The sequence below is a fragment of the Providencia sp. wls1922 genome, assembly GCF_009706505.1.
GTDB classification, from domain to species: Bacteria; Pseudomonadota; Gammaproteobacteria; order Enterobacterales; family Enterobacteriaceae; genus Providencia; species Providencia lanzhouensis.
Map to the genome: position 1 here is coordinate 70,631 of NZ_WLUG01000117.1, position 19,119 is coordinate 89,749.

A 19,119-nucleotide genomic window follows, 5' to 3' on the forward strand; every position below is an offset into this window, starting at 1 on the left:
ACGGATCGCTGTTGTAGGAAAGGCAGGTACAACACAACGCCAGAGCGCACGAGGATTGCGCTCAGTAATCTGGCTGCATGAATACATTACATGATTTTGAACCCCGCAAACGCGCGATGCACCTTTATTTCAGTGGGCACCGTATTGCGCGTATTGCCGAAATTTTAAAAGAAAAGGCATCCACGATTCATAGCTGGAAACGGCGCGATCAGTGGGATGAGATCACGCCGATTGAACGTGTCGAAATGACGCTTGAAATGCGGCTTTGCACTCTCCTTGAGAAAGACAATAAAGAGGGAAAAGACTTCAAAGAAATCGACCTACTTTATCGCCAAGTTGAGCGGCACGCCAAAATCCACAAATACCAGAACGGCGGTAATGAAGTTGACCTCAATCCGAAACTAGCAAACCGCAACGCCGGTGAACGTCGAGCACCGGATAAAAATGTATTTAGCGAAGAACAAATTGAGCGATTAGAAGAAATCTTTCGTGAAAACATGTTCGGCTATCAAAAGGTTTGGTATGGCGCCGGCAATCAATATCGAATTCGTGACATTCTAAAATCCCGACAAATCGGAGCAACGTATTTTTTTGCACGAGAAGCCTTCATTGATGCGCTGACTACCGGACGAAATCAAATCTTTCTATCAGCAAGTAAGGCACAAGCCCACGTTTTTAAAGGCTACATCATTGAGATGGCGCGTGAAGTTGATGTGGACTTGAAAGGTGACCCCATTGTTTTATCAAACGGGGCAACCCTCTATTTTCTCGGTACCAACGCAAAAACGGCCCAGAGTTATCACGGCAATTTATACCTTGATGAATTCTTTTGGATACCCAAATTTCAAGAATTGCGGAAAGTTGCCAGCGGCATGGCACTCCACAAAAAATGGCGTCAAACCTATTTCTCTACTCCATCAAGCCTGACGCACAGCGCTTATCCATTCTGGTCTGGAAAATTATTCAACCGAGGACGCGCTAAAGCTGATCGTATCGATATAGATGTTAGTCATGCAGCTCTCGCCACTGGCAGGTTATGTGAGGATGGGCAATGGCGTCAAATCGTCACTGTTGAGGACGCTATCAAGGGGGGATGTGACTTATTTGATATCAACCAATTGAGGCTGGAATATAGCCCCGATGAATATCAAAACTTACTGATGTGTGAGTTTGTCGATGATATCGCGTCTATTTTCTCACTGGAACTGATGCAACGATGCATGGTTGATAGTTGGGAAGTTTGGGAAGACTTTCAGCCCGAAATGTATCGCCCTTATGGCTATCGCTCAGTTTGGATTGGGTACGACCCCGCCAAGGGTACCGAGAATGGCGATAGTGCTGGCTGCGTCGTCATTGCCCCACCATCCATGATGGGTGGCGCCTTTCGTATATTAGAGCGCCATCAATGGCGCGGCATGGACTTCCGCGCCCAAGCCGAAGCCATTAAACAACTGACTGAACGCTATAACGTGGAATACATCGGCATTGACTCCACCGGTATTGGGCACGGTGTTTATCAATCCGTTTTAGAGTTTTTCCCGCAAGCCCGTGAGTTTGTCTATAACCCCGCCATGAAAAACGCCTTAGTGCTTAAAGCATGGGATGTGATCAACAGCGGCCGCTTAGAGTTCGATGCCGGTGATACCGACATTATTCAGTCTTTTATGGCAATTCGACGGTCAACCACCGCCAGTGGCAACCGTCCAACCTATGAAGCCAGTCGCAGTGAAGATGCCAGCCATGCTGACTTAGCATGGGCAGCAATGCATGCCTTATTCAATGAACCGATCACCGGTGACAGCACCCAACACCATAATATCGTGGAGCTATACTAATGAGCCGTAAAAACCGCAACAATCGCAATAAAACTCAAAACACCGGTGCCGTTGAAGCGTTCACGTTTGGTGAACCGGTTTCCGTTCTCGATAGTCGTGAAATTTATGATTATCTGGAATGTGTCAGAATGGAGCATTGGTATGAGCCACCAATGAATTTCAATGGACTATCGAAAGCGTTCCGTGCGGCGCCACATCATAGCAGCGCGATTTTTGTTAAGCGCAATATTCTTACCAGCACCTTTAAGCCACATACATTACTTAATCGACAAGCCTTTGATAGCTTTGCGCTCGACTTCTTAATGTTTGGCAATGCCTATCTGGAAGAACGAAAAAATCTATTAGGTGGCTTGTTACGATTTAAACATATTCCTGCCAAATATACCCGCCGCGGTATTGAAGAGAATCAATATTGGTTTGCTAAATATGGTTATGAAAGTGAGCCTTACCCTTTCCAGCAAGGTAGTGTATTTCACTTAATTGAACCAGATATAAACCAAGAGCTATACGGCTTACCGGAATATCTAGCCGCCCTGCCTTCAACTTTGTTAAATGAATCCGCTACGCTATTTCGTCGCCGGTATTATCTCAACGGGAGTCATGCTGGTTACATCATGTATATCAGCGATTCGTCTCAGTCTCCGACCGACATTGAAAATATTCGTAACGCAGTAAGAAGCAGTCGCGGACCCGGCAATTTCCGTAACTTATTCCTGTATGCCCCGAACGGAAAGAAAGACGGCATTCAAGTTATGCCTCTGAGTGAAGTTGCCGCGAAAGATGAATTTCTGAATATTAAGAATGTCAGCCGTGATGATATGCTCGCCGCACATCGGGTACCACCACAAATGATGGGGATCATTCCACAGAATACCGGTGGCTTTGGTGATGTTGAGAAAGCGGCTAAGGTATTTGTTCGCAATGAACTCATTCCACTGCAAGCCAAGATGAAACAGTTAAATGATTGGTGTGGTGAAGAAGTTATTCAGTTTGATCCGTACCGGCTGGATGATGATAACGAATAAATTATCTCAATATTAAACATGGTACCGCCTCAATGGCGGTATTTTTTCGCCATTAGGCAGGTGATCCCGATGGTTTAAATAATAATAAGACCCCATATTATTATATCAAAACCACCACACCAAGACGAATCAGACTAATTTCACCCCCACTAAATCGATGCCTATCCGCTCTGTAATCCATTCTGAGGCGACCTAAAATAATTGCCATCTAGTTATAGAAACTTGAATTTAACGCCGCTATGGCTCGGAGAATTTGCGATGTGATAATTAACAGTAAACATGTCACCGCGCAATCGTAGCCCCGCCACGCCTGCCCACTAAATAGGTCGGTTTTCATGCAGGTGCAAGCGAACGTCAAAACCATGCCAGTATAGGGACTTCGTATGGTAATGTTCCTTTTTTTATCTTGCGAGTTGGAACAAAAAATTGCAAAATATTAATACAAATATAAACTAAAAAATTGTAATTAAACTTTAGTAAAAAGGATGAGACTACCTATAATGTATAAAAATAAAATCAAACTGTTGTTTTTTGGTATTACATTTGGATTCATGGGGCTTTTATCTTTTCTTTTCTCATATTTTTTATATGATGGATATTATAATGTTAAATTAAACATAGTTACTTTCACTTCACTAGCTGTTTCATTTGTTACATTAACTTTAGCATATTTACAGTCAGGATCTGAAGCTAATGAAATGTCCAAGACTATGTCGAGGGATATAAGTTATATATATAGAAAATTACATAACGAAGTCACTGAGTTAAAAAAAACCATTGGAAATAAGGAAGTTGCAGGAGAGTTAAATTCAGAAGAAAAAGATTTTATTATTAATGAAATAATCAGAAAAAATGGTACTGAAACAATAAGGGAAATTTTTAATAATGAATCGAATCTTCTGAGTCAAAACATTAAAGAAAATTTAATTTTTGATAAAGTAATTGAATCCTCAAATAATATAATTCAAAGATTAAAAAGAGAAATAGAAGACCTTCGTCTTCGTGCTAATATGAACCTTGCTATTGGGATGGCAATCACTGCAGGCGGACTATATTTATTATGGTCAACAGTTTCAATCATAGACTCCTCAGAATTGTTGAAGCAGCTAGCTTCTGAAGGTGATGATACAAACACAAAATTCTTGAAAAATTTAATTCTTCCAATAGTACCAAGAGTATTATTAATAATATTCATTGAGGTTTTTGCTTATTTCTTCTTACAATTATATAAAAGTGGCTTAGCAGATATAAAATATTTTCAAAATGAATTAACCAACATTGAATCAAAATTATCTGCAGTTGAATTTTCATATATAACAAATAATCAGGATGGTTTGAAAGTTTCTATTGAATCCTTATCAAAAACCGAACGTAATTTTATTCTTGATAAAGGAAAAACGACAATAGAACTTGAGAAGGCAAAAGCTGACACCGAGTTATCTAGAAGTATTATAAAAATAATACCAAATATACTTGGGAAGTCACGCAGATAGCCACAAGTAAAGCATTACCTAAAATTAATTCAAAGCCTCATAAGAGGCTTTATTTAATCATTATGCTTTCTTTAAATAAAAATCTTTTGCATTTTCTATAAATTTATCTACTTTAACTCCAACATTACCTCCGCTGATAACAGTTGCTTCTTCAAGCGGTTTTTTGTTTACTTCAATACTTTCTATAGATAGTAAATGCCAGTGATTATCTTTATCTCTCAACGCTATCCTATCATTCTTACTAATTGTTATATCTGGGGTAGCTGTCAGGTCAAATGAGTAAACTTCTGGCTTAGGATATATATGCACACACTTTATCGGGTTTAATGATTTACGAAAGTTAATGAGCCCTCGTTGGTCGAAAGCAGCTCTTGCAATATCTTTTGTAAGTATGCCAACTTCAATCATATGATAAACTTGAAATAATTCATATGTATAAGTCATTCCTCGTCGAGCTATCTTTGCATCTATAATTTGCGTATCATTAAAAGGAGGGTTAACTCGTTCTTGTGGGTCTTTATATCGTTGATGATTTACAATATAAATTCCTTTAAAATCATGATCATCCCTTGAGTCTTCACGTCGTAATACAATCTTGGAAATTTGTGAGCACTGTGCATCTGTTGAGGTACCGCCAATACCTTTTACTTCGAAGAGGTATGTTTTCTGCTTAGTTTCAATATTTAAATCTTCTTCAAAGATTTCATTTTCAACCTCATTTACTTAATCATCAGGAGCAGTTATATTTTCAAAACCTATATAGTCAAGAAACCATTTTACAGCATTAACAAGCTCATCATCTGTTGCTGTAAGTAATGCTTTAGTTTTTAAATTTTCTTCTTTATTAGCTAAACTTTGTAACTCTTGCTGTAATTTTTTTAAATTATGATTAAAATCATTTTGTAGTTTTTTAATTTGCTCTGTTTTTAATTTCTCCTCATGTGTAATGTATAAATCATTATTTACCCATTGAAAAGATCCATTATCTGGAAATATATCAGAAAAAATTGCAATGTCTGGCAATACATTGTTAAATAAATCATTCAAGAAGTCAGGTTTATTTTTTATTGCAGGAAAGAAAAAGAAAAGTTTATTTTCAATTGTAGTAAACAATGAAATTACATCATCAGTTTCATTTTCAGCCAAAACTATATCATTATCTCCAACATATTTGAACGTAACATTATAATGGCTATCTTCTATATATTTAAAAAGGCAATCAGAAATATTTGAAGCACTGATTTCCTTTGGTTTTTTAAAACGTTTTCCATTTCTTTTAGTCACCCCTAAATTTCGGTTAAAATCATAAGTTGAAAACCCTATAGTTTTTAGATTTGCCAATGGGGAGTTTTTTATTTTATAAAATGTATCTGTGAAATTTTCGCAGAATACTATAACAGTCTGTTTTTTATTTGTTGAGAAAAGATAGTGTTTAACTGAAGCAATATCTATAGGGAAAAGATCAACAATAGGTGGAGTGTAATCAAAGAAAACTTTTATTGAATGTGCTTGATGTTTTCCATAGCTAAACTCACGTGGCGTTGTATCAATAACTAATATTTCTGCTTCATGAAGATCAGACGGAATATTATTTACATACGGTATTGATATGGAGGTGTATGACTGTTCTAATCGCATGTAACCATTTAATTTATGATATTGCACATTAAAGCCAGACTCTTGAAGCTTTTCTTTAGTTTCTAAATCGGTATTAAAGAGATAAATTGAAGGAATCTTTCTATCGTCCATTTTTCAGTTTCCGAGTTCATATAGTGTTATACCCGTCATTCTACATTTTTAAAACGTATCTGTAAGCTTTCCTCTCCATAAAAAGAATCTATTTTGGTGATCATATTATTTGAATTTAATAACCCTTACCAACACATCCGTACACCGTTTTCTATACTTTCCACGAATTGCCTTTCTCTGCGCCTCCAATTTCCATCTTTGCAATTCTTTCCCGTCCTCATTTAAACTCAATCTCAACCTATTCCCATCAACTTTTATAAAATGAAGTCCATCACTTACACCTAAACCGTTAATGAACATGGTTTCAATCTGTGGAATATCGAAATTAATGCCGACTTCGTTGGCAAAATTGATAATTTCTGACTGAATTCCCTTATCTCCCTCACTTAATTCAATGTTTGAAATCTGTCTCTGCTGCTTATCTTGTGATATTTCGCTTCCTGCTGCATTCTCAGCATCTGTTTCTATAAATGCAAAACCGTATTCTCTTATGTTTGATACATCGACAGAACCATGCTCTGGCTCGTAAAATTGCACATCTGATAGATTAGAGTTAATAGGCGATCTACAGTTATTGACAGGACTCCGAGGCGCTCCGCTGTCGCTTCTTAAAAGATTAAGGTCAAGGTCAACGGCGCTTTTCTTGACGATTTGATACTTTCTTTCGCGGGTTTTAATGACTGGTGCACCGGATTTTAATTGGTTGTAGATACCAACTACTTTCTGAACCTCTTCCCCGTAGGCGTTCACGTCATTAGTCTCACGAGCTACGCGGATCGTTTCTAATCTGCGTGGAATACATGGACCACCTTGAGACATGACATACTCAAAAAAGTCACCTTCATCAGCCGCCGCGCGAACACGCTCCGCGATATCACCAAGGCTTTCAGCAATGGAAACGCCGCGCAATCGACGACACTCTCGATACGCCCCTTTTGATGGGAGTTTATAAAATTGAAATTGAGGAATACGCCACGTTGAAGCCCATGCTGTTACTGCCGCAGCCATGCTTTTTAAGTCTTTGCCCGTTTCATGGTCTATTTCACCATCAAGCGCATATCCATCAATATTTTTAGCAATATACTTAGCGATATACCCGACTGCACCACCACGATTCATATGCTTACATTCGAAACGAAATTTCTGTGCACCGGCTTCGTTTCCATCTTCTTTCAAAGCCCGTTTACGCATAATATCAATCGCTTCCGCGCGTTTTGCTTTATCGACAAACAGCAACATGTGCCAGTGCGGCGTACCGTCATGATGTGGCTCGACAACACGAATGCCGTAAATATTGATGTCTTTATCATTGAAAGCAGAACGAATACGTGACCAAATTTTAACTAAATAACGTTGCCCATCTTTTGGCGTAAAAGCCTCATCTTTCCACTTATGATTAAGCACCGCGTAAAAATCATCTTTACCCGTTTCCTTATTTTTTTCTTTTCGCTGTTTTGTCGGGTGATACTTTGACGGGCAAGTTAATGTAATAAACATGCCAATATCGCCACGCTCTTTTGCTACGCGTTCAATACCTGCCATTTGCGCCATGAGTTCCATCCTGCGTATTTCAGGATTAGAAATACTCGCCATGACTTTCTCAAACAGATCAAACCGCTCCCCCGTTTCAACGTCTTGAATATCCATATCTTGCAGATATTGCATATTAGATAAACGCTGGGCTTGTACCTCGCGAATAGCTTGCTTACTGGCATAAGGTTGGCGATTTACACACACGTCCATATTCGCAATCATGATCGCCTCAATCCATTGAGTACGGTGAGCTTTCAGCTTTCTATGCCAAAAGTCTGCGTCAACTAAGCGTTGTACAGCCGCAATTACTTGGCGCGTGGTTAAGTTTTGCTTCCCTTTTCTGCGCTTTCTATTTTTCAAAACTTTCAAATAGCTTTGATAGTGAAGAGGACACACATGTAAACCATTGGAAAGCTCAGCTAAACGCCCATAAATCAACGTTTGCGATGTATCTTCATAGATAACCTCACGATCACCGTCATTTTGCTCGGTCAACTTATCGCAATAGATTTCATAGAGACTGAAAAAACCACTTGAAATATACTCCGCCAATTTTTTAATTGGCTTGTCATACAGATCAAACAGCCTGTTAAACTGGCTAATTTCAGAAGTAAAACGAGTGGATAGCGTCAATAGCGCTTTTGTATCTAACTCATAGCGTGAATTAACAGCCATAATACGTGGGTAGATTTTCTTGTAGAAGTCAGAACGTAAATACTCATACGCTTTATACTGCCCTGACTCTTTAATGAGGTTCTCATAGTGCTTTTGAATACGGTAACGCAAAATACGTGGCAAAGTTTCCACTTCACCTAAAATCGCTTGCGCATGAATTAACTGTTCATGCGATAGAGATTTCCCCAAAGCATCTATATCAGCTTTGTAATAATTATTTTCTTTGGGCTTATTCCACGAATACGGAAAATCCATATCAGCGGAATAAGTAAATCCCTGTTGCGTGAAATCCAATACCTTAGACATTAAGCGCCCCGCCTAATGTTTCCGGTCTTAATAAATTAATGGCAGTTTCACAACGACGAGAAATAACATCAACAGTCTGGCGGTAAACATCTAGTGTCTTGATGCCTTTCCCCTTTACTCTCATTACATGATATGAGGTCAGCTCAATCGCAATAAACCACGGATCAGAGCTACAACAAACTAACTCATAACAACGAGTTTTATTATTGATTTGCAGTAAGCGCCACTGAACATTTTTAGAATCATCGACATGGCGCTGAATCGCAAAGCGAGTACCGCTAATGTAAACGCCATCTTTAGGGTCAAGCATCATGACTCAACCCCTGCCAAAACTGCGATAATTTCAGTTGCCGATTTACGATTTCCGTTCGCTGAAATTTTTCTCGGTGCTTCTATCTCATGGACAGTAAAGCCAAGATCAAGATACAGCTCTTTTGCTGCAAGAGAATTAGATACGGTAATAGGATTACCTTGAATATCATTAATATCTTTCAAGGCAATTGCTAGTTCTTCCTGGTCAGCATTAGAAAAGCCAGCAGTATGATAACGAGTGAAACTATCCCCCATATAAGGCGGATCGCAATAAACACCATCACCAAAATCAACGAGTGATAATGTATCTTGCCATTCAAGATTCAAAATTCTAGTTTTGGTGAGATAGGCTTTATTACAGAAACTATCAATTTCAGTTTTAGGGAAGTAAGGCGCTTTGTAGTTACCAAAAGGAACATTGAATTTGCCTTGTTGGTTATAACGACACAGCCCATTAAAACAATGCCTATTTAGGTATAAAAATAAACTTGCTTGCCTTAATCGTGACAATTCCTGCTTGTCACCGTTAAACTCTACTCTAGCAAGATAAAAATCTTCACTATTATTTTTTTCACTAAAAAGCTGCAATGCCTCTATAGCAACACTTTCAGGCAGTGTCGTTATAGCTTCATATAAGTTAATCAAATCAGGATTAGCATCCGCGATTAAATACTGCTCATAATCAGTATTCATCATCACAGCACAAGATCCAGCGAATGGCTCAACCAAACGGTTTGCTTTAGGCAAATGAAGGCGTAGCTGCTCCATAATACCAACTTTAGAGCCTGCCCACTTGAGGATAGTTCTATTAGGTTTAGCCACGAAAATTATCCTCAATTCGAATAATTGAAAAATAAATCATCACAAATTCAGGTAATGGCTTTAGTTCTAGATAAACATCATTAATCTTTGTGATGTCAGTGATTAAGCATGAAATAGCGTTACCTGTGTAACTGGCATATGGTTTATTAATTGAATTGAATTCACGTAAAAACAACTCGTCACCCACTTTAAAATCTCTATCGGCACGGCGAAATTCTGCTGTTTTCAAACCATCTTGAACCAATTGAAAGTAACGAGGGGCAAGCTTGAGCTCATGTCTTCTTTTCACCGTCACACGCTCCGATAATGTTTGCTTTTCAGCTCAAAAATCGTTTGGCAATCAATACAACGAGTACAGCCCATTGAGGCAATTCGACGCTGTTCTGGAATTGGTTTATCGCAGTCTTCACACTCAAAAGCCGAAGTACTGACTGCTCGGTTTGTAACTGCTTTTATTTGCTGCTCTCGCATCAACATTTCGTGCTCGCTAGCGCGGTCAATTTCTTTAGACATGATCTAACTCCGCAGCCAAATTGGATAAATGAACAGACTCACACGCAAGTAATTCAAGGATTTGCTCTCGAGCCAGTTTTTCACGAGTTGCTTTACAAACGATGTAATCAAGACGAGATGAAAACTTATCAAGCTGAACTTTGCGTTCATCTTCACGAATAGCTTTAATACTGATAGTGATAGCCGAGTAATCACGTTCTTCCGTAGCAATATCAACACCAATTAAAATCGGCTTTATCTCTTTATTTCTCATAACTAATACCTCAAATTTAGAATGTAAGAATCCCTGACGTGCTAACGTCATTTATTTCTTTATTTAATTTAAATAGGCATGGCGATATGTTTCGGTAACAATGCCGCTAATACTTTCACTTGATTAATTGCAGATATAATAGATTGCTTATCCTCTTTACTAAAATCCTCTAACATCAATTGATGCTTATCACTATTGATTCCAGCCAAATAAAAAATCATATTTAGCATTCTCACATCACTTAATCTTAAATACTCAATAAATCCAGAAAGCTCCTTATTGTCTGGACATTCTTTATTTGAATGAAAAACTGTCGTTCTTAATTGAGCCGCCTTATTCAACTCACTCACGCGATACTCAATGCTTTCTCCGTAATTTTCGTAGTACCTAGTTGTTGCTCTCTTTGCCGGTGTATCGTCATTTTTCACATTGCCGACTGATTCAATCAACTGTTTAGCTTTAACTAACTCAATTGTTGAACTATTCATTTCGTTTATCTAAATGCAGAAATAAAAATAAATGATAAGAACAGAAAACCAACAAACATAAATAGTTTATCAACACTAGATAACTTGCTTTTCTTCCTATCGCTTTTAAATTCATTAACAGATGAACCTGTTAATTTATGTTTATGCTGTTGTACATGCAATTGTGTCATTTTATAGCCACTCCTCATGTTATTTATGTGACAAGATCTTGTAACCTGCTTGATTTAAAACTTCAGCAAGTACATCTGATAAAACTGAAACCTCAATATCTGATAATGCAGAGCGCCATGCTTTTTTGGCTCGAACTCCATCCATACTAAGCGATAATTGCATTTCAATTATGGAATGGTATGTTCTATATAGTTCATCATATTTTTCTTTCTTATCTGAAAGGGTATCCATAGTGTCTACTCCAACTAACATTAAGAAATTCAATGAAATAACCGGTGTTGTTTTAGCATCTTTATACGAATCATTTCCTGTAAGAAGAGCCTTTACAGTAGAACGGCTATTTCCCGAGACAGCGCAGGATCCATTTGAAGAGCCATCAATTAACCATGATGCTATATTTGTTACAGAAACTGTTTCATGGTTAGTAGAGCATGGTTATATTTCCGCAAACATTCAGTATGGCTACTCTTTCTCCGACGCAGTCCTAACAGCAAAAGGTCTAGAATTATTGAAACTGACGCCTAACGCATTAGAACCATCTTTTGGCGAGCAACTTGTGGAAGCAGCCAAATCTGGTGTCAAAGATACAATAGTAAACATATCATCATCAGTCTTAACTTCTGGCGCTGCATTGCTATACAAGACTCTCACTAACTAACTTACTTAAAATTTAACTATCGATGAAAAGGAACTTCATCAATATATGGACAAGGGTTACTCCTAACGAATAATTTATCGATATATTTTGTCGCCTCAGCCATCGAATCAAATAAACCAAACGAATTATCATCACGTTGAACGTGAAAGCGGGTTACGGGATTCATGGCTTTAGCCGGTAACTTAATAATCTGAAAGTTACGATACTTAAAGCTATGCGTTGAAACCTGCTCAATACCAGCAGTCATTTCGTCACCTACCCTTTCAAAGCTTCTTCGACAGATTTGAGCTCATCAGGAACAGCACCCAAATCGCTAATCAGTTTATTTACTCGCTTAAACCAACTCGCTTTCCATCCCATCCGTTCAGTTGATGGAATTTGACCAGTAGCCCCATAAACCATTTCAAGCCACTCATTCCACATGATCATTAAGCGCATATCGCTAAAGCTTTCACCATGTAATTGACGTTCGGTGCGGATAGGTAAACGACGGCGATCAGTGAGTTTTCGAACACTACTTTCTGACTTACCTGTACGACGGGAAAACTCCGAAACAGTGATCGGATCAGGAATCTTGAACAGCAAATGCAGCAATTTCTCATTCATGTGATAATCTCTCCGTTTGGGGTATTTCATTAACAAAATACCCCTAGTGACATTTTGTTAGATAACATTAATGCATTGGTCGGAGAATTGCAACATGCGTCTTAGCGTATCTGAGAAATTAAAATTGATGAGAGAAAGTGAACGGCTTACCAGCTTACCGGAAACCGCACAAATGCTGGGCTTAAGTAGAGATGCTCTATGGCGTTACGAAAACGGAAAGACAGTACCAAATGCCGACGTAATCACATCCATCATATGTAATCCAAAATTTGAGAAATACGCTCTTTGGTTTATCACTGGTAAAACAGCACCGGATGTAGGTCAAATCGCCCCTGCACTTTACGACCCTAAAAACTATGAAGTTGATGAGGACAAACAAGCATGACATTAAATGAAAAACTTAAAGAAGCATTATCCGTTGAACACTTAGATATACCGATTGCTAGTAACATCAATTGGCTATGCTTTGAGAATATTTTAAAACATCGGCGGCTTAGCAAATATTCTCTATGGCTAACAACCGGTAAAATTATTCCATCTGCCGGTCAAATTTCACCGGCTATCGCACACAATGGGCTTATGAAAATAATCTAGCTGCTTTTAACAGCAAAAGCTGGCTAGATATTTATCAACAGTATGTTTTTACTAACAATTTAGAATCACCTCGTTTAACCGGAGGGCGCAACAATGACTATTAAGGCGCTTGAAGGTGGACGTTACAAAGTGGATATCAGACCGCAGGGGCGAGAAGGAAAACGAGTCCAGCGGGTATTTAAAAAGAAAGCAGATGCCTTAGCATTCGAAAGAAGTGTAATGCTTACTGCAAATAGCGATGAGTGGAATAGTGAGTCACGAGACTACCGATCTCTGTCTGATATTTTTCAGATATGGTGGATATACAAAGGGCGTAACAATAAATATTCGACTAATCGCAAAAGAACAGTAACAAAGATAATCAATGATATGGGCAATCCTTCCGTATATCAGATAACGCCTAAGCTTTTAGGTCAATATCGGTCAGATAGGCTGCAAAGTGGAGTGAAAGCTTCAACAGTCAATAGAGAGCTGAATTTGTTAATGGGCATTTTCACATCGTTGGCTGAAATTGGTGAGTGTTCTAAAACCAACCCAATCAAAGGGCTTAGTAAGCTAAAAGAAGAAAAGCCCGAAATGTCTTATTTGACGAAAGGTGATATTGAAAAATTACTGAATGCTGTTGAAGGTGATTATTGGCGCATTACAGTTTTATGTTTAAGTACCGGTGCCAGATGGGGTGAAGCTACCCAATTAAGAGCCGAGAATTTATTACATGGGCGAGTTACTTTTATGAAGACGAAGAACGGCAGACATCGCACAGTTCCAATATCTGAAGAAGTAATGAAAGCAGTAAAAATTAAAGAGTCTGGTTTACTGTTCAACGCTGACTATGAAACTTATAGAGCGATACTAAAAAACGTAAAACCTGACTTACCACATGGTCAAGCTGTACATGCTTTACGTCATACATTCGCGGCTCATTTTATGATGAACGGAGGGAATATCTTAACACTCCAAAAAATCATGGGTCATGCAACAATTCAGCAAACAATGACGTATGCACACTTTGCACCTGACTACTTAAATGAGGCTATATCATGTAATCCACTATACGAAAGCATCCACATTCCATCCACATAAACGGGCTATTGTGGTGCTTTATAGTATGACAGCCATGTGATATCTCATTGATTTATATAGCCAGACCTGTATTGACAAGGCTGGCTATGCCTTATGAAGGGGGCTTTTTTTTGCCTAAAATCCTGCCGACTCATTACCCAAAAACAAAAAGCGCCACTCTTTCGAGTAGCGCTTTGACAAATACCCTGTCTGTCTACATAGCGTGATAGGCGAACTTAAATTGGGCCTAAATTCGTCATGACTGCGTAAACAATCGAGATAATCGAAATAATGACCCAAGTTAATACCAACGGCCAGATAAACTTCAGCCACTTGGTGTATGGGATTTTCGATGTCGCTAATACCGCCATCAAAATACCTGATGTTGGGTTAATACAGTTCACAACACCCTCGCCCATTAATACCGTTTGAACGGTAGTTTGACGGGTGATTTCTAACAGATCGCCCATCGGGGTGAAAATAGGCACTAAAACTGCCGCTTCACCGGAACCTGACGAAATAAAGAAGTGCATGATAGCAGCGGTACCGAACATAGAAAGCGCAGATAATGTTTTTGGTAATCCATCCATCAGAGAAATAATCGAATTCACGATGGTGTCTAAGATCATGCCATCCGCTAATACAATTGCGATGGCACGCGCCATGCCAACAATAAATGCCCCGCCGACCATACCTGCACAGCCTTTCAGGAAGCCGGTTGCAATATCATTCGGTGACATCCTGTTCAGTACGCCCACCCCCACGCCTAAGATGATAAACATAGCCATCATCTCTTTCTCGCCCCAGCTCCACTCAATGGCACCGAAAATAAAGCCAATTAAACAGAATGCGGCATAGGATAATGTAATGACGTGACGTAAAGAGATTTTTGAGGTCTCAAATTGGCTGTCATCAATCTGAACTTCTGGACGCACCATCCCTTGGCGACGGCTTTTCTTCGCGTACAAAGTTAAAAAGATAATCCCTGCGATCACAAAGCTAATATAAACCACCGTGCGGAAGCCAAATGCTGATAGCAGCGGAACATCGGCTAAACCTTGAGATAACCCGACGGTCATCGGTGCCATTACCGAAGCGTTAAAGCCGGAGTAAGCCGCAACATAGACAATCGCTGCGCCAAACTTGTCATCCATTCCGACTGACTTCGCCACCAATAAACCTATTGGCACGAAGGCAATTATCGAGTTCACCACAATCCCAGTGGTACCCAAAATTGAGAACACCACAAAGAAGATAGTGATCAACAAAAAGTCATTAAGCTTTTTACTGCGTGAAATATTACTCAGAACTTTGTTGATTGCGCCCGTTGTTTCAAGCAGATGTAACGCGCCACCAGTAAAGATAATCAAGAAAATGATCGGAGCCGCTTTAACTAGCCCGTCAGCGATCGACGTGAAAACCTGTCCAGGTAAAACGCCATGCTGTTCAGGTAAACGCTCATAACTCCCCGGAATGGTATAGGAGCTCTTAACTTGGGTTTCCACACCATCTTTGATAGTTGTGATAACTTTCGTTTCAGAGGCATACTGCCCCGCAGGAACGATCCAAGTCGCAACCGCTGCCGCGACAAGGATGAAAAAGAGCAATACATACGGGTTTATCCCATCAGAACGCTTTTTTTGTGGTGGTGGTGTTGTTGATGTTATTGCCATAGATTTATCCTGTTGGATTATTATTTGTTTTGTTAGTCATAATTACTGCGTAATGCGTTTTAACACATTGAAAAATAGCTGAGCGCGCTCAGTTAAAGAGGGAATTTCGAGGTACTCTTTGTCACTATGTTGATAGCCACCAATTGGACCTAAACCGTCTACCGTTGGCGTACCCACACCAGCGGTAAATGAGGCATCAGAACCACCACCTGTAGAGACATCTTCCAGAGCGATTTCTAGTTTGTCAGCTTCTTGTTTGATGATGTCGATAAGCGCAGCGCTTTGTGCTGTTTTTGCCATTGGTGGACGGTTGATCCCACCAGTCAATGAAAGTTGAATGCCGTTTAACACAGGCTGGCTACACACTTCACGTACTTTCTTGTCGATTTCAATACCTTGCTGCTCAGAAGAGATCCGCACATCAATTTCTGCACGCGCATTTGGAGCGATGGTATTGACGGATGTTCCACCAGTAATCAGACCCACGTTCACTGACAGCCCTTGATCGTGCTGAGAAAGTGCATGCAAGCTTTGGATTTTGAAAGCAAGTTCTTGGATAGCACTGATCCCTGCCTCAGGAGCAATACCAGAGTGAGACGCTTTCCCTTGAATGGTCAGAACATAGGTTCCCACACCGCGACGAGCGCTGACAATGGCACCATTCGCGCGCGCAGGCTCCATCACTAACGCGTAACGTTTGCCTTTCGCACATTCCTCGATGACCGGACGTGACGAAATAGAGCCTATCTCTTCGTCGCAGTTCAGCAGCACTTCAATTTTTTTGTAGCGTTCATCGTTGGTGGCATAAAGCTGTTTGATCACCTGATGCACCATGACATGGCTGCCTTTCATATCGATAACACCAGGACCATAGGCTCTATCACCCTCAATGCTAAATGGTCTTTCCGCTACTGTGCCTTTTGGAAATACAGTATCAAGATGCAGCAAAATCAAAATTTCAGGCGTGGTAGATGGGTGATAAAGACGATAGTTATTACCCAATTTTTCATTTGGGATTATCTCAACTTCAAAGCCCATTGATTGGTAACGTTCACACCAGAATGCAGCGTGATTATCAACACCCTCTTTATCGTATGAACCGGATTCGGTATTAACCACTTGCTTTAATAAATCCAGCATCTCTGCTTCGTGTACTAAAAATTCATTGTGCATGTTGAGTTCCTATTATTTTATGGCGAGATATTTCACTGAGAAAATTGGCTCCCACGCGATAAGATTTTTATTCCAAACAAAATGAAATGTTTATTACTCATAGCCGATAATATTATCGTCATATTCCATTTGACGCGCAAAACATAGCGTTATCTATGCACATTTTATGCATATACAACAACGATGAGTAAAGCCAGATTTAACCCAAGGAGAAGAAACCCTATGATAATTCGACACTTACTTTGATTGAAAAGGATACTTTCGCACCATAACATAACAGATTAATAAATTACAAATAATTATTAATGCATAAATATGCTCTATTTTTTGATTTTTTCAAAAAGTAATAGTTACAGAAAGCAATTATAAAAATATATAAAATAAATATATTAATTATGGTAAATAATCTTCAGAAATTAATGGCAGGCTATTAATTTTAGCTAACCGTAAATATGCAATATTACACGTGGTATTTATTTTTTTATTCACATGATTTAACGCCAATAACGCGTATATATCTTTCTAACTTTATTTGGATTTAAATAACCCCAAAGGAGTATTTAGCCTATTTACTCAACATTTACTCAATAAATAAGCGTCAATACCTATAAAATAGTCGTAATTTTTAAACTGAAGGTTTAATTCGATTCAATCTGAGTGCCGTTTTCTTTCAGTATATTTATTTAACTCTCTTCAGCATAAAATACCTGTCACTTTTCTTTTACTAGCACACTGCTTTACTGGCACTATTCGCTGAAATAGTTAGATAAAATGATAAATCGAATACGGCGGGGATAGTGGTAGGATGAGTAAATAAAAAAGGGAAACATGATGTTTCCCTTTCATTTTATCGTATTAACATCGTAGGCTATTTCAGATACTGGCCTGAACGTAATGCTTCAATACGTTTATCTAATGGTGGGTGAGATAAAAACAGTTCGCTAAATGCTTTACCACGACCATTGATACAAAATGCCATCAAACGCCCTTCTTCTTGCGGCTCATAGCTTGTTTTCAGGCGTTGCAGTGCAGCGATCATTTTCTCTCTACCGACTAATTTGGCAGAGCCTGCATCCGCGTGGAACTCACGGTAACGAGAGAACCACATCGTAATGATACTCGCTAAAATACCAAACACGATTTCTAATACCATCGAAACGGCAAAATAAACCATTGGGTTACCATTGCTGCTTTCACTTTCATTGTCATTGTTGTTTGACATAAAGCCAGCCGCAACTTGCGCCAAAATACGTGAAATAAAGATAACGAAGGTATTCACAACACCTTGCAATAAGGTCATGGTAACCATATCACCGTTAGCGACATGGCTGATTTCATGGGCAATAACTGCTTCAGCTTCATCACGGCTCATGTTTTCCAATAAACCCGTACTTACCGCAACCAAAGAAGCATCACGGCGTGCGCCCGTTGCAAATGCGTTGATATCCGGTGCATGGTAAATTGCCACTTGTGGCATTTTGATACCGACTTGCTGGGACTGACGGCTAACAGTGTTAACTAACCACTGTTCCATCTCATTACGTGGATGCTCGATAACTTCCCCACCAACGGACTTCAGCGCCATCCATTTGGACATGAGCAGCGACACAAATGCACCACCAAAACCAAACAATGCCGCCATGATCAGCAGACCTTGAGCACTACTTCCACGTATCCCGGTTAAACTTAAAATAATCCCGAACACAAACATAACAGCTAAGTTTGTGAGCAAGAATAAAGCAATTCTCATCATTTTTTATAGGTTCCTTGGTCAAAACAAACATCACGACAAATTTACTTCATAAATAAGGTTTTTTCACACCATTTCAAGCCCATTAACAGGAAAAAGTCATAAAATAACATATCTTTACACACAGCAATAAAAAATGCCGTTTTAATAAACGGCATTTAAATAATAACGATAAGGCACTACGAGAAAATGATCAGCTCACTTTACCTTTAGTTGGTTTGCCTTTAGACACTTTTGCGGTTGTTTTTGCTGCAGCTTTAGCTTTGTCGGCTTTTGCTTTATCCGCTTTTGCTTTGTCTGCTTTCTCTTTTGCTGCTTTGGTTTTGTCTTTCTCTACCGCTTTAGCTTTGTCGGTTTTTTCCTTCACCGATTTAGAGGTTTCCTTCTCTTTAGCCTTGGCTTTATCTGCTTTTTCTTTCACTGCTTTT

Annotated in this window: 22 protein-coding genes and 1 pseudogene; 7 read left to right on the forward strand and 16 right to left on the reverse strand. The window is 39.2% G+C overall.

Annotated elements, in window-relative coordinates; translation table 11 throughout:
- Nucleotides 1-77: 77 nt before the first annotated feature.
- The 3 genes from GKR71_RS18945 (at nt 78) to GKR71_RS18955 (ending at nt 4,353) form a co-directional block, all read left to right on the forward strand.
- Complete coding sequence (locus tag GKR71_RS18945) at nt 78-1,835, forward strand: terminase ATPase subunit family protein (protein ID WP_154634707.1); 1,758 nt, start codon at nt 78-80, stop codon at nt 1,833-1,835.
- A complete protein-coding gene (locus tag GKR71_RS18950; RefSeq protein ID WP_154634708.1) occupies nt 1,835-2,860 on the forward strand; it encodes a phage portal protein in 1,026 nt (341 codons plus the stop codon). The genes GKR71_RS18945 and GKR71_RS18950 overlap by 1 nt, the downstream gene beginning before the upstream one ends.
- 500 nt (nt 2,861-3,360) lie before the next feature.
- Nucleotides 3,361-4,353, forward strand: coding sequence for a hypothetical protein (locus tag GKR71_RS18955; protein ID WP_154634709.1), 993 nt, complete (start codon nt 3,361-3,363; stop codon nt 4,351-4,353).
- Nucleotides 4,354-4,413: 60 nt separating this feature from the next.
- Here GKR71_RS18955 and GKR71_RS18960 read toward each other — a convergent pair whose 3' ends face one another.
- From GKR71_RS18960 to GKR71_RS19005, 10 genes are all read right to left on the reverse strand, one after another.
- Entirely contained in the window at nt 4,414-4,761 is a 348-nt protein-coding gene (locus GKR71_RS18960) for a hypothetical protein (protein WP_154634710.1), read from the reverse strand.
- A 315-nt stretch (nt 4,762-5,076) separates the two neighbouring features.
- Nucleotides 5,077-6,102 carry a hypothetical protein gene (locus tag GKR71_RS18965; protein ID WP_154634711.1) on the reverse strand — a complete coding sequence of 342 codons (1,026 nt, stop codon included), beginning with the start codon at nt 6,100-6,102 and terminating at the stop codon, nt 5,077-5,079.
- 105 nt (nt 6,103-6,207) lie between these two features.
- A complete protein-coding gene (locus tag GKR71_RS18970) occupies nt 6,208-8,616 on the reverse strand; it encodes a replication endonuclease (RefSeq protein WP_154634712.1) in 2,409 nt (802 codons plus the stop codon).
- Nucleotides 8,609-8,929, reverse strand: a complete 321-nt coding sequence (locus tag GKR71_RS18975) for a DUF5405 family protein (protein ID WP_006816227.1) — start codon at nt 8,927-8,929, stop codon at nt 8,609-8,611. The genes GKR71_RS18970 and GKR71_RS18975 overlap by 8 nt, the downstream gene beginning before the upstream one ends.
- On the reverse strand, nt 8,926-9,750 hold the full coding sequence (locus GKR71_RS18980) for a Dam family site-specific DNA-(adenine-N6)-methyltransferase (protein ID WP_230085116.1): 825 nt from the start codon (nt 9,748-9,750) through the stop codon (nt 8,926-8,928). Before GKR71_RS18980 ends, GKR71_RS18975 begins: the two co-directional genes overlap by 4 nt.
- Nucleotides 9,743-10,045: a DUF3850 domain-containing protein gene (locus tag GKR71_RS18985; protein ID WP_230085117.1), complete on the reverse strand. Its 303-nt coding sequence runs from the start codon at nt 10,043-10,045 to the stop codon at nt 9,743-9,745. Before GKR71_RS18985 ends, GKR71_RS18980 begins: the two co-directional genes overlap by 8 nt.
- Complete coding sequence (locus tag GKR71_RS18990) at nt 10,042-10,263, reverse strand: TraR/DksA family transcriptional regulator (RefSeq protein ID WP_006815270.1); 222 nt, start codon at nt 10,261-10,263, stop codon at nt 10,042-10,044. The genes GKR71_RS18985 and GKR71_RS18990 overlap by 4 nt, the downstream gene beginning before the upstream one ends.
- Complete coding sequence (locus GKR71_RS18995; protein ID WP_230085118.1) at nt 10,256-10,516, reverse strand: DUF2732 family protein; 261 nt, start codon at nt 10,514-10,516, stop codon at nt 10,256-10,258. Before GKR71_RS18995 ends, GKR71_RS18990 begins: the two co-directional genes overlap by 8 nt.
- Before the next feature lie 68 nt (nt 10,517-10,584).
- Nucleotides 10,585-11,004: a DUF5347 family protein gene (locus tag GKR71_RS19000; protein WP_154609354.1), complete on the reverse strand. Its 420-nt coding sequence runs from the start codon at nt 11,002-11,004 to the stop codon at nt 10,585-10,587.
- Nucleotides 11,005-11,193: 189 nt separating this feature from the next.
- The gene (locus tag GKR71_RS19005) at nt 11,194-11,406 is read right to left on the reverse strand and encodes a hypothetical protein (RefSeq protein ID WP_154634714.1); all 213 of its coding nucleotides are present in this window, start codon (nt 11,404-11,406) and stop codon (nt 11,194-11,196) included.
- A 1-nt stretch (nt 11,407) separates the two neighbouring features.
- Here GKR71_RS19005 and GKR71_RS19010 point away from each other — a divergent pair, with 1 nt between their 5' ends.
- Nucleotides 11,408-11,833: a hypothetical protein gene (locus tag GKR71_RS19010; protein ID WP_154634715.1), complete on the forward strand. Its 426-nt coding sequence runs from the start codon at nt 11,408-11,410 to the stop codon at nt 11,831-11,833.
- A 16-nt stretch (nt 11,834-11,849) separates the two neighbouring features.
- On the opposite strand, the gene GKR71_RS19015 is transcribed toward GKR71_RS19010, so the two are convergent.
- Both GKR71_RS19015 and GKR71_RS19020 read right to left on the reverse strand, forming a co-directional pair.
- Nucleotides 11,850-12,080 carry a hypothetical protein gene (locus tag GKR71_RS19015; protein ID WP_154634716.1) on the reverse strand — a complete coding sequence of 77 codons (231 nt, stop codon included), beginning with the start codon at nt 12,078-12,080 and terminating at the stop codon, nt 11,850-11,852.
- A gap of 8 nt (nt 12,081-12,088) precedes the next feature.
- Nucleotides 12,089-12,439: a hypothetical protein gene (locus GKR71_RS19020; protein WP_154634717.1), complete on the reverse strand. Its 351-nt coding sequence runs from the start codon at nt 12,437-12,439 to the stop codon at nt 12,089-12,091.
- Between the two features lie 94 nt (nt 12,440-12,533).
- On the opposite strand from GKR71_RS19020, the gene GKR71_RS19025 reads away from it, so the two are divergent.
- The 3 genes from GKR71_RS19025 to GKR71_RS19035 all read left to right on the forward strand — a co-directional run bounded on the left by GKR71_RS19025 (nt 12,534) and on the right by GKR71_RS19035 (nt 14,116).
- The gene (locus GKR71_RS19025) at nt 12,534-12,824 is read left to right on the forward strand and encodes a helix-turn-helix domain-containing protein (RefSeq protein WP_154609353.1); all 291 of its coding nucleotides are present in this window, start codon (nt 12,534-12,536) and stop codon (nt 12,822-12,824) included.
- On the forward strand, nt 12,821-13,033 hold the full coding sequence (locus tag GKR71_RS19030) for a hypothetical protein (RefSeq protein ID WP_154634718.1): 213 nt from the start codon (nt 12,821-12,823) through the stop codon (nt 13,031-13,033). Before GKR71_RS19025 ends, GKR71_RS19030 begins: the two co-directional genes overlap by 4 nt.
- 93 nt (nt 13,034-13,126) lie before the next feature.
- The gene (locus tag GKR71_RS19035) at nt 13,127-14,116 is read left to right on the forward strand and encodes a phage integrase (protein WP_154634719.1); all 990 of its coding nucleotides are present in this window, start codon (nt 13,127-13,129) and stop codon (nt 14,114-14,116) included.
- A 215-nt stretch (nt 14,117-14,331) separates the two neighbouring features.
- Here the strand turns inward: GKR71_RS19035 and GKR71_RS19040 are convergent, their stop codons facing one another.
- From GKR71_RS19040 to GKR71_RS19970, 4 genes and pseudogenes are all read right to left on the reverse strand, one after another.
- On the reverse strand, nt 14,332-15,768 hold the full coding sequence (locus GKR71_RS19040; RefSeq protein ID WP_036954877.1) for a YfcC family protein: 1,437 nt from the start codon (nt 15,766-15,768) through the stop codon (nt 14,332-14,334).
- A 42-nt stretch (nt 15,769-15,810) separates the two neighbouring features.
- Nucleotides 15,811-16,941: a M20 family metallopeptidase gene (locus GKR71_RS19045; protein ID WP_154609351.1), complete on the reverse strand. Its 1,131-nt coding sequence runs from the start codon at nt 16,939-16,941 to the stop codon at nt 15,811-15,813.
- A gap of 868 nt (nt 16,942-17,809) precedes the next feature.
- Nucleotides 17,810-18,694 (reverse strand): protease HtpX, encoded by an 885-nt coding sequence (htpX, locus tag GKR71_RS19050; protein WP_036954871.1) that lies wholly within the window; start codon nt 18,692-18,694, stop codon nt 17,810-17,812.
- A 190-nt stretch (nt 18,695-18,884) separates the two neighbouring features.
- A pseudogene (locus tag GKR71_RS19970) lies at nt 18,885-19,119 on the reverse strand (cell envelope biogenesis protein TolA); the annotation flags it as partial.